This window comes from Variovorax fucosicus, from assembly GCF_030316825.1.
GTDB lineage: Bacteria > Pseudomonadota > Gammaproteobacteria > Burkholderiales > Burkholderiaceae_C > Variovorax > Variovorax fucosicus.
The window spans coordinates 1-1,301 of the sequence record NZ_JASZYU010000016.1 but is presented as its reverse complement, the minus strand read 5'-3'; the positions used below and the strand labels follow the sequence as shown (position 1 = coordinate 1,301).

The 1,301-nt window shown below is 65.6% G+C and carries 1 protein-coding gene and 2 pseudogenes; all 3 read right to left on the bottom strand.

Annotation, left to right across the window (positions count from 1 at the left end; translation table 11 throughout):
• Positions 1-814: P-type conjugative transfer protein TrbL (gene trbL, locus QTI05_RS27805; protein WP_286625035.1), on the bottom strand; the 814-nt coding region annotated here is incomplete at its 3' end.
• Between the two features lie 75 nt (positions 815-889).
• A pseudogene (locus QTI05_RS27800) lies at positions 890-1,141 on the bottom strand (EexN family lipoprotein); the annotation flags it as partial.
• Between the two features lie 10 nt (positions 1,142-1,151).
• A pseudogene (locus QTI05_RS27795) lies at positions 1,152-1,301 on the bottom strand (P-type conjugative transfer protein TrbJ); the annotation flags it as partial.

Genomic DNA, 1,301 nt, shown 5'->3' with positions numbered 1-1,301 from the left:
GGGGTGCGCCAGACACCAGACCCGTCGCAATGCCCGGCCCGAAGATCCCCAGACCCAGCATCGCCAGCGCGGCCAGCATGATGACCAGCGCATGGTCGATGGAGGGCTCGGTGCTTGGCGGTGCCGTGAACTCGGCGAACAGGCCTGTGCCGATGCCGACGATCACGGCCAGCACCAGCACCTTGATGCCTGAGGACACCACGTTGCCCAGCACCCGTTCGGCCAGGAACGCCGTCTTGTTCCACAGTGCGAAGGGCACGAGCACGAAGCCCGCAAGCGTGGTCAGCTTGAACTCGATCAGCGTCACGAAGAGCTGCACCGCGAGCACGAAGAAGCTCACGATCAGCACCAGCCAGGCCAGGAACAGGACGGTGATGACATCGAGGTTCGCGAATACCTCCGGAAAGCCCGTCAGATCGCTGATCTGCCGCATGATCGGCGCGCCGGCTTCTACGCCCACGCGCGCCAGCCGGCCCGGCTGCAGCAACTGCCCCTGGTTCATCGACGAGCCCGACGCCACCAGTCCCAGTCCGGCGAACGACTGGAACACGATCCCCGACAGTCTGTTGAAGTTGTTCAGGATGAAGGCGAAGGCGCCGACGTACAGGACCTTCTTGATCAGCTTGCCGATCACATCGTCGCCCGTGCCGCCGCTGGCGTTGCTCATCGCCCAGAAGAGGCCTGCCAGCGTCATGTCGATCGCGACCAGCGTGGCGGTCAGAAACCCCACCTCGCCGCCCAGCAGACCGAACCCCGAGTCGATGTAGCGCGAGAAGACGTCCAGGAAGCGGTCGATGACCGACAGGTCGTTCATCGGTCAGTCCTTGGGCGATGGAGGCGCAATAGACGGTGCTGCGGGCGCCGATGCCGCAGCCGGGGAGAACGTTGCCGGCGGCGAAGCGGGCGGCGTGTGCTTCGACCCGCCGCTGCCGAAGAAACGCTGGCGCGTCGCCTCCGCCACCGCGTTGCACTGGGCATCGCCAACCTTGGCGTGGTCAGCCTTGCATTGCACGCGCAGTTCCTTCAGGCGCTCGGGATTGGCCACCAGCGATTCAACGGATTCGATGGGCGCGGGTTTGCTGCAGGCGGCAACCAATGCCGCTGCGACCGTGGCCAGGATCATGATCAGAAGCTGTCTCATGGCCGGCCTCTCAATTGCCATAGAAGTTGACCGTGTAGGGCGTGTACGCCGTGCCGTCGCCCTGGAAACGCCGGCGCACCTCGCGTGCGCGCTCCTGCACCGCGACCTGCCGCGCCTGCTCCAGCGCCGTCGCACGATCCTGCGTGATCTGGAGCTGCTG